This window comes from Hoeflea sp., assembly GCF_984452065.1.
The window spans coordinates 1-8,454 of sequence record NZ_CFHWAF010000169.1 but is presented as its reverse complement, the minus strand read 5'-3'; the positions used below and the strand labels follow the sequence as shown (position 1 = coordinate 8,454).

The following is an 8,454-nucleotide window of genomic DNA, read 5'->3' as shown; positions in this document are numbered from 1 at the left end:
GATCTGGACGGCAGAATCAAGGATTCGTTGGAGTTACTGAAAGGCCGTTGGAAGGAGGATACGCCCGTCTATTTGTTAGAGGAAAAGGTGGAGGCCGGAGACCCCTACGCGATGGCCGTACTGGGCCTCTGTTATTACCACGGTGAAGGAGGTGTACGCGAGGACGAAGACAAGGCAATCGACTTGTGGCAGAGAGCCGTAGAACTGGACAAAGACATGAAAGTCGTCTTGTGGCAGGTATTGGCGGCTCGTGGAAAACCCCCCGAGATGGTCTACGCGGGCATCTGGTATTTCTTAGGTACCGGTTGTCTACGCCAGGACCAAGCCAAGGCGATCGACTTGTGGCAGAAAGCCGCGGCTCGTGGACACACCGGCGCGATGGTCGTACTGGGCCTCTGTTATTACAACGGTGAAGGAGGTGTACGCCAGGACAAAATCAAGGCGATCGACTTGTGGGAGGAAGCCGCGAAGGCCGGAAACCCCATCGCGCCGGACATGATTGCTTTACCTGTTATAGATGTGATTTCTCACGAGACTGTTCCCTTGATCCCGATCTGAAAAGCTGAAGTTGCAAAACGATCAGTGATCAGGAGAGGGACCGAATGAACATTCACAACAATGCCCGTTTGACACCGAAAGGTCGAGAGATATTGATCGGCCGCCTTGAGCCTGGAGAACATGCTTGCGACGTGGCTGGCGCCATGGGGGTCAGCGTGCGCACGGTCTACAAATGGCGTCAGCGCTACCGCCAGTTTGGCCTTTGTGGCCTCAAGGGTGCTTCCTCGCGCCCGCTTTCCAGTCCATCACGCACATCGGCCGCAATCGAGGCGCGGGTTGTGGCGTTGCGCCGCGACAAGCGCATCTATGACCGGATCGCCGCTGAGACCGGCCTGTCACGGGCAACAGTGGCCCGCATCCTTCGGTAGCCGAACCGGCGCCGCTCATTGGCCAGTTCACGTAGCCGACGCCTCAGATCCCGATCGTTGTCTGGCCGCTTGCGATACTGGAACGTGGAACAGTCCAACTTTGCCAGCCGGCACGCCCGACGCTCGCTCAGTCCGCGCGCCTCCATCCCATGACGCACAGCCCGCCGCTTCACATTTACGCCCGTCGAAGCCTTCAAATTCGAATTGTTCACAGATACAGTGTGTTTGCATCAGACCCCGTCCTTGAAACTGGTAACTGTTTGTTGCAAAAAAGGTTTCTCAGATTCCTGGGGCCGATGCACCCAATACTTTGAAAAATCCGGGCTGGAGATGAAAGGGGAGGAATGATCGGCATGTACCGCGCACCTGTCGACGAGATCGCATTCACGCTCAAATATGTCGCCGGCCTCCAGGAGGCCCTGGATGCAGAGCAGTTCGAAGATCTGTCCGGCGATCTGGTGGATGCCATCCTGTCCGAAGCGGGCCGCTTTGCCTCCGAGGAGATCGCGCCGCTTGCCGAAGAGGGCGAGAAGGGCACGCCGCTTGCCAATGCCGTCGTTACGACACCGGCCGGCTGGGCAGACCTCTACCGGAACTGGATCGCCGGCGGCTGGAACAGCCTGACCGGCTCGCCCGATTATGGCGGGCAGGGCCTTCCCACGATGTTGTCGGTCGCGGCCAACGAAATGTGGAACGGCAGTTCCATGGCTTTCAGCCTGTGTTCGCTCCTGACCATGGGTGCCGTGGAGGCGATCGAAGCGCATGCCGACGATGCGCTGAAGGATATCTATCTGGAAAAGCTGATCTCGGGTGTGTGGACCGGAACCATGAACCTGACGGAGCCGCATGCGGGCTCCGATCTCGGCGTGCTGAAGACCCGGGCCGAACCGGTGGGAGACGGAACCTACCGGATCTTCGGCCAGAAGATCTTCATCACCTATGGCGAGCATGACTTTTCCGACAATATCATTCATCTCGTGCTCGCACGCCTGCCGGACGCACCACCCGGAACCCGGGGGATTTCCCTGTTCCTGGTTCCGAAGTTCATTCCGGACGCCGATGGCAATCCGGATATCCGCAACGATCTTTTCTGCCACAGCGTCGAGCACAAGCTCGGCATTCACGGTTCACCCACCTGTACGATGATCTACGGCGACGGCCGTTTCGGCGATACGCCGGGCGCCGTCGGCTGGCTCGTGGGCGAGGAGAATCGCGGTCTCGCCTGCATGTTCACCATGATGAACAATGCCCGCCTGAACGTCGGCATCCAGGGCGTCGCGGTGGCCGAGGCCGCCTATCAGAAGGCGCTGGACTATGCCAATGAGCGCACCCAGGGCAAGGCCCCCGGCTGGCAGGGCAAGGGCATGAGCCCGATCATCGAACATCCCGATATCCAGCGCAGCCTCCTGACCATGAAATCGCTGGCGCAAGCGAGCCGGGCGATCTCCTATTGCTGCGCCCATGCGATCGACATGGCCAACGGCGCCGAACAGCGCGGCGAGGGCGACAAAGCCAATTTCTGGCGCGAGCGCGCAAACCTTCTGACGCCGATCGCCAAGGCCTTTTCCACCGATATCGGCGTTGAGGCGGCATCGATGGGCGTTCAGGTGCATGGCGGCATGGGCTTTATCGAAGAGACCGGCGCCGCGCGGCTTCTGCGTGACGCCCGTATCTCGCCGATCTACGAGGGCACCAACGGCATCCAGGCGATCGATCTGGTGACGCGCAAGCTGCCGCAGTCCGGCGGCGAACACGTCAAGGGCTACATCGCCGAACTCAAGGAGGTTGCGGCGGAAGTCGGCGGCAAGAACAATCCCGGTTTCGGCATGACGGCCGACCGGTTGGACACAGCCCTGGCGGATCTTGAAGCGGCCACCAACTGGCTGCTCCAGTCGCTGCAGGACGGGCGGGTGAAGGAAGCGCTGGCCGGTGCGACGCCCTATCTGCGGCTGTTCGGGCTTGCGTCCGGGGCCGTATACCTTGCCAAGGGCGCCCTGGTCGAGACGCCGGCCGATGGCGATGCCGCACGCATCGCCGTTTGCCGTTTCTTTGCCGAGAACCTTCTTGGAGAAACCTCGGCGCTGAGGGAAGCGGTGACCGAGGGTGCCTCCAGCCTTGAACAGGCGCGCAGCGCGCTTGGCTGAAATAGATATCCGGGAATGAGCCAACAGGAGAGTGTTTTGAGCGACCATATTATCGTTGAACGGCCGGACGATCTGCCCGGGGTTCAGATCATCCGGTTTAACCGCCCGGACAAGATGAACGCGCTGACCCAGGACATGTACAGGCTCATGGTCGAGGCCATGCGTTCGGGCGATGCCGACGATGATGTGTGCGCCCATGTGTTCCTCGGCACGCAAGGATGTTTTACTGCCGGAAACGACATGCAGGACTTTCTGTCCTACGCCGTCAACGGCCGCATCGGTGAGGGCGATGTCGGTCAGTTTTTGAAAGCCCTCGCGACGGTCAAGAAGCCCATGGTGTCGGGCGTCGACGGCCTTGCCATTGGAATCGGCACGACCATGCATTTCCATTGCGATCTGACCTTCGCTTCGCCGCGTTCCGAGTTCAGAACGCCTTTTGTCGATCTCGCCCTGCTGCCGGAGGCCGGTTCAAGCCTGCTGGGCCCGATGGTGATGGGACACCAGCAGGCCTTTGCCATGTTGGCCGCCGGTGTCGGCTTCTCCGGCGAAGAGGCCCGCGATGCCGGACTGATCTACAAGGTGGTTCCCGAAGCCGAGCTTGAGAGCGCGACGCTCGCCGCCGCGGCTGATATCGCATCGAAGCCGCCGCAGGCCATGCAGATCGCCCGCGATCTTCTGCGCCGGGGCGACCGGACGGATCTCGTTGCGCGGATCGAAGAGGAATTGGCGCTTTTCGGTGAGCGGCTGACTTCGCCCGAAGCGCGTGCGGCCTTTGAGGCATTTCTTGCACGCAAGAAAAGCGCCTGACGAAACTTAGCGTTCAAGCAGGGCGATCGCCTCGACATGCGGCGACCATAAGAACTGGTCGATCGGTGTGACCGACCGCAGACGGAAGCCGCCGTCAACGAGAATGCGAAGATCGCGCGCCAGCGTCGCCGGGTTGCATGAGACGGCGGCAATCTTTTCGACCTTGGAGGCGGCCAGCTCTCTTGCTTGAGCCTGGGCTCCGGCACGCGGCGGGTCGAACACCACTGCGTCGGTCTTCTTCAGTTCCGCCGCCATCATGGGGCGCCTGAACAGATCGCGGCGTTCGCTGCGCAAAGGCTTCAGCCCTCGCGTGTGGCGTGCCGCATAGTCCAGCGCCGCAAGGGCAGGGGCACTGTTTTCCACGGCCACAACCGCCGACTGGCGCGCCAGCGCCAGGCTGAACGTGCCGCTGCCGCAAAAAAGGTCCGCGACGGTTTTCGCTCCCTCCAAATGGGCTGTGACGATCGCGATCATCCGTTCCTGCGCTCTGAGGCTTGCCTGAACAAAGCCGCCCGGCGGCGCAACAACGTCGATGCCGGCGAACTGCAGCGTCGGTCTGCGCGCCTCGATCAGGGTCTCCGCGCCGAGACAGAGGCGGGCAAAGCCATGACCCAACGCCATGTCGATCGCCTGCCGGCGCTGTTTCTCCGGCAGTTTTGAAACTCCTGTCACCGCGACGTCGAGACCGGTCAGGGTTTCAAGAACCGTCATCCGTACCGGTTTGCCGGCGCCTGCAAAGAGCCCCGCCAGCATCCTGAGATCCGCCAGCGCGCCGACAATCCTGCCGCTGAGAACGCTGCAATCGGCGATGTCGACGATACGGTGCGTGCCGGCCTCGTGGAAGCCGAAAAGGGTCCGGCCCCTGATCGCCCGGGCCGCAAAGACGGCGCGCCGGCGCTCGCCCGGCGCACAGGGGATCATGTCCGAAATATCCGCATCGATGCCGCGCGCCGCCAGAGCGCTTGCGACAAGGCCGGATTTCCAGCGGCGATAGGCGCCGGTTTCGAAATGCTGCAACGTGCAGCCGCCGCAGCGATCGCCCTGCGGCCCGAAGTGCCGGCAGGGCGGTTCAACGCGCTCCTTTGAAGCTATGTCGATCGTCACAAGCCGCCCTTTAGGCCCGTCCGGCTCGATCGTCACCGTCTCGCCCGGCAGGCCGAAGCCCACATAGACCGGCTTCGCGCCGACCGTGGCGATCCCGTCGCCCTGCGCGCCGATGCTTTCGATCGTGACCGTGAGACTGCTCAAGCGCGAACACCTCCCAGCAGGAACTCCCGGTTGCCGTCCGCGCCGCTGATCGGTGACGGACAGATGCCACGGCTGTGCCAGCCGGGCTGGGCGTCAAGCCATTCAGACAGATCGCCGGCAATCCTGCGGCCAAGATCGGGGTCCTTGAGTATCCCGCCTTTGCCGAGCGCGTCCTTTCCGGCCTCGAATTGGGGCTTGACGAGAAGCACGCAAAAGCTTGTCGTCTCCGCCATGGAAAGGGCCGGCGGCAGGGCCAGTTTCAGCGATATGAAGCTCACATCGCTCACCACCGCCTCAACCGGCCTGTCGCCGATCGCTTCCCGGCTCAGGTTGCGCGCATTGATGCCCTCCAGGTTTGAAAGGCGTTCATCCTCCGCAAGCGAAGGGTGAAGCTGGCCATGCCCCACATCGATGGCCGTCACATGGGCGGCGCCGCGTTCGAGAAGGACCTGCGAGAAGCCGCCGGTCGAGGCGCCGATATCGAGCGCATTGCGCCCCTCGGGATCGAAACCGAAATGATCAAGACCGGCAATCAGCTTGAGCGCCGCGCGCGAAACATAGCCGCCGGCGGGGTCCGCAACCCGGATCGCCGCGTCGCGGCCGAGCCTGATGCCGGGCTTGGTGCAGACGGCGCCGTCCACCTCCACGGCGCCGCGCAACACGGCGTCACGCGCCCGCGCGCGGGTGTCGAAATGTCCGTTCTCGCTGAGAAGAACGTCAAGCCGGAGCTTTTGTGCGCTGGATTTGCCTGCCCTGTTCATGGCCTGTCATGACGGCTGTACGGACGCGAGGCAAGTCATTTATGAGAGCCGGTGTTCAGGACAGCACGCTGTTCTTCGGCGCCAGCGGCTCGGGCGGTTCGCGGCCGAGCGCTTCGGCGACCGAAATGTCGATCACCCGGCACATCGCATCGAGCGGCAGACCGTTCTGCACATTGGCGAACGGGCGCTCCAGTTCGTTGGTGACGGCCTGAAGGCCGAAGAAAACATAGGCGACGACCGCAGCGAAGACCGGTGTGAACCAACCGGTCGATTCGATCAGCGCGAAGGGTAAGAGGAAGCAATAGAGATAGGTGGTGCGCCGCACCAGCAGCGAATAGACGAAGGGCAGGGGCGTTGTGGCAATGCGCTCGCAGCCGGCCTGCGCCATGCCCAGCGCCGAGAGTGTCTGTGCGATGGTCATTTGAGCGAAACCGTTATCCGTAGCGCCATGCCCGGATGCCCCGATCCGCGCGCCAATCGACCTCAGCGCCGCATCGGGCGGATTTTTCTTCGACATGAACCTGCCCGCCGGTTCTTCGCCGGCCCAGTCTTTGACGACGTTGCCGACGTCATCGCCGCGCAGGCTGCCGCGAAGCAGATGCGCAAAGGCGGCCGTCTCGCAGAGGATGTGTTCGCGCTCCGCCTTGAGATGCGCGAAGATCTCCAGGTGCCGGGCGAGGCTTCGTACGTCGCCAATGATCGAGCCCCAGAGCTGCCGCGCCTCCCACCAGCGGTCATAGGCGGCATTGTTGCGAAAGCCCAGAAACAGCGACAGCGCAATTCCGAAAACACCCATGGCGGCGATCGACACATGCGGCAGGCGGACCAGGTGCAGATCCACCAGCAGGATCAGGGCGGAGAGCAATGCGACGCCGATGATCTTGCCGATAATGCGCGGCACGACCGACCCCTGCATGACGACAAACAGCCGCAACGCGGATGGCTGTTCCATGACGATCATCGGTTATTCCTTTATGTCCTGGTGAAAAGCGGGGGCATCGCTTCGTCAGGCACACATATCGCTTTGTTACGGTTCCGCACAACCACAATCATCCGCTTTGCCTGCGGTCTGCTCCAGGAAATCCGTCCAAGCGAGAAACCGCGGGCAAGGTGCCGCCGCGGGGCCCATACGAGAGCGATGCCGGGCAGGAGCATAAGCACGCTGGCGGCGGCGGATATGCCGATATGAACGCCGCCGAGCGGCGAGGCAGGCCGCATGACAACGCCGGCCGGCTTGGCCTCCACGGTCGTCAGCGCATTGGCGAGGATCAGTTCCACCCAGGAGAACAGAAAACAGAAGAAGGCCGTTCGGCGGCGGGGTTTCAGCGTGGTGCGCCCGATGCGCGGATACTTGCGATAAGGTCCTCGGCGCCGAGCGCCCTGAAGGCCGTTTCGACAATGCCGCGGCGGTCGAGCCCCGCATGGGCGTACATGGCTTCGGGCTTTGCCTGCTCCATGAAATGATCGGGCATGATCAGCGGCCTGAACTTCAGGCCGCTCTCAAGCAGTCCCTCATGGGACAGGAACTGCATGACATGCGAGCCGAAGCCGCCGACAGACCCTTCTTCGACGGTGATCAGAACCTCATGGTGCTGCGCCAGTTGCCGGATAAGGTCGCGGTCGAGGGGCTTTGCAAAACGGGCATCCGCGACCGTGGCCGGCAGCCCGGCCGCATCGAGGTCCTCCGCGGCGAGCATGCACTCGGCAAGGCGCGTTCCATATGACAGGATCGCAATCTTGCCGCCATCCTTGACCATTCGCCCCTTGCCGATCTCCAGCACCGAGCCGCGCTCGGGCAGATCGACGCCGACGCCTTCGCCGCGCGGATAGCGGAACGCGATCGGTCCGCCGCCATAGGCGGCGGCGGTGCGGACCATGTGTTTGAGTTCCGCCTCGTCCGCCGCGGCCATGACGACGAAGCCGGGCAGGGTCGCAAGATAGGCCGTGTCGAAGGATCCGGCATGGGTCGGACCGTCGGCGCCGACAAAGCCGGCGCGGTCGATCGGAAAGCGGACCGGCAGGCCCTGAATGGCGACATCGTGGACCACCTGGTCGTAGGCACGCTGCAGGAAGGTCGAATAGATGGCCGCAAAGGGTTTGTAACCCTCCGAGGCAAGGCCGGCGGCAAATGTCACCGCATGTTGTTCCGCAATGCCGACGTCGAAACAGCGGTCCGGATGAACCTGCATGAACGTGTCGAGGCCCGTGCCTGACGGCATGGCGGCGGTTATGCCGACGATCTTGTCGTCATGGTCGGCTTCGGTGATCAGCGCGTCGGCGAAGACTTTTGTGTAGCTCGGCGCATTCGGCGGCGCCTTGGCCTGCGTCCCGGTGATGACGTCGAACTTGGACACGCCGTGATATTTGTCGGCCGCGGCTTCCGCCGGCGCATAACCCTTGCCCTTTTGCGTGACCACATGGATCAGCACCGGGCCCTGCGCGTTGTCGCGCACATTGCGCAGCACCGGCAGCAGATGATCGAAACTGTGACCGTCGATGGGGCCAATGTGGTAGAATCCCATCTCCTCGAACAGCGTTCCGCCCGTCACATAGCCACGCGCATGTTCC

General features: G+C 62.8%; 9 protein-coding genes. 4 read left to right on the top strand and 5 right to left on the bottom strand.

Translation table 11 applies throughout. The features are described from left to right. The 4 genes from AC5E6N_RS21665 to AC5E6N_RS21650 form a co-directional block, all read left to right on the top strand. Positions 1-558: tetratricopeptide repeat protein (locus tag AC5E6N_RS21665; RefSeq protein WP_491749760.1), on the top strand; the 558-nt coding region annotated here is incomplete at its 5' end. 44 nt (positions 559-602) lie between these two features. Then, the gene (locus tag AC5E6N_RS21660; protein ID WP_491749759.1) at positions 603-926 is read left to right on the top strand and encodes a helix-turn-helix domain-containing protein; all 324 of its coding nucleotides are present in this window, start codon (positions 603-605) and stop codon (positions 924-926) included. Positions 927-1,279: 353 nt separating this feature from the next. Beyond that, the gene (locus AC5E6N_RS21655; protein WP_491749758.1) at positions 1,280-3,070 is read left to right on the top strand and encodes an acyl-CoA dehydrogenase family protein; all 1,791 of its coding nucleotides are present in this window, start codon (positions 1,280-1,282) and stop codon (positions 3,068-3,070) included. 36 nt (positions 3,071-3,106) lie between these two features. After that, on the top strand, positions 3,107-3,877 hold the full coding sequence (locus AC5E6N_RS21650) for a crotonase/enoyl-CoA hydratase family protein (RefSeq protein ID WP_491749757.1): 771 nt from the start codon (positions 3,107-3,109) through the stop codon (positions 3,875-3,877). Between the two features lie 6 nt (positions 3,878-3,883). On the opposite strand, the gene AC5E6N_RS21645 is transcribed toward AC5E6N_RS21650, so the two are convergent. The 5 genes from AC5E6N_RS21645 to dxs form a co-directional block, all read right to left on the bottom strand. Continuing rightward, entirely contained in the window at positions 3,884-5,125 is a 1,242-nt protein-coding gene (locus AC5E6N_RS21645; protein ID WP_491749756.1) for a class I SAM-dependent RNA methyltransferase, read from the bottom strand. Then, positions 5,122-5,886: a TlyA family RNA methyltransferase gene (locus AC5E6N_RS21640; protein WP_491749755.1), complete on the bottom strand. Its 765-nt coding sequence runs from the start codon at positions 5,884-5,886 to the stop codon at positions 5,122-5,124. Before AC5E6N_RS21640 ends, AC5E6N_RS21645 begins: the two co-directional genes overlap by 4 nt. Before the next feature lie 55 nt (positions 5,887-5,941). After that, positions 5,942-6,847, bottom strand: coding sequence for a bestrophin family protein (locus AC5E6N_RS21635; RefSeq protein WP_491749754.1), 906 nt, complete (start codon positions 6,845-6,847; stop codon positions 5,942-5,944). An 11-nt stretch (positions 6,848-6,858) separates the two neighbouring features. Continuing rightward, a complete protein-coding gene (locus AC5E6N_RS21630) occupies positions 6,859-7,164 on the bottom strand; it encodes a hypothetical protein (RefSeq protein ID WP_491749753.1) in 306 nt (101 codons plus the stop codon). 44 nt (positions 7,165-7,208) lie between these two features. Then, positions 7,209-8,454: 1-deoxy-D-xylulose-5-phosphate synthase (dxs, locus tag AC5E6N_RS21625; protein ID WP_491749752.1), on the bottom strand; the 1,246-nt coding region annotated here is incomplete at its 5' end.

Excerpts from the sequence above, each read along its gene's own strand:
- AC5E6N_RS21655 (WP_491749758.1), top strand. The coding sequence starts at position 1,280 with ATGTACCGCGCACCTGTCGACGAGATCGCATTCACGCTCAAATATGTC.
- AC5E6N_RS21660 (WP_491749759.1), top strand. The coding sequence starts at position 603 with ATGAACATTCACAACAATGCCCGTTTGACACCGAAAGGTCGAGAGATA.
- AC5E6N_RS21635 (WP_491749754.1), bottom strand. The coding sequence starts at position 6,847 with ATGATCGTCATGGAACAGCCATCCGCGTTGCGGCTGTTTGTCGTCATG.
- AC5E6N_RS21640 (WP_491749755.1), bottom strand. The coding sequence starts at position 5,886 with ATGAACAGGGCAGGCAAATCCAGCGCACAAAAGCTCCGGCTTGACGTT.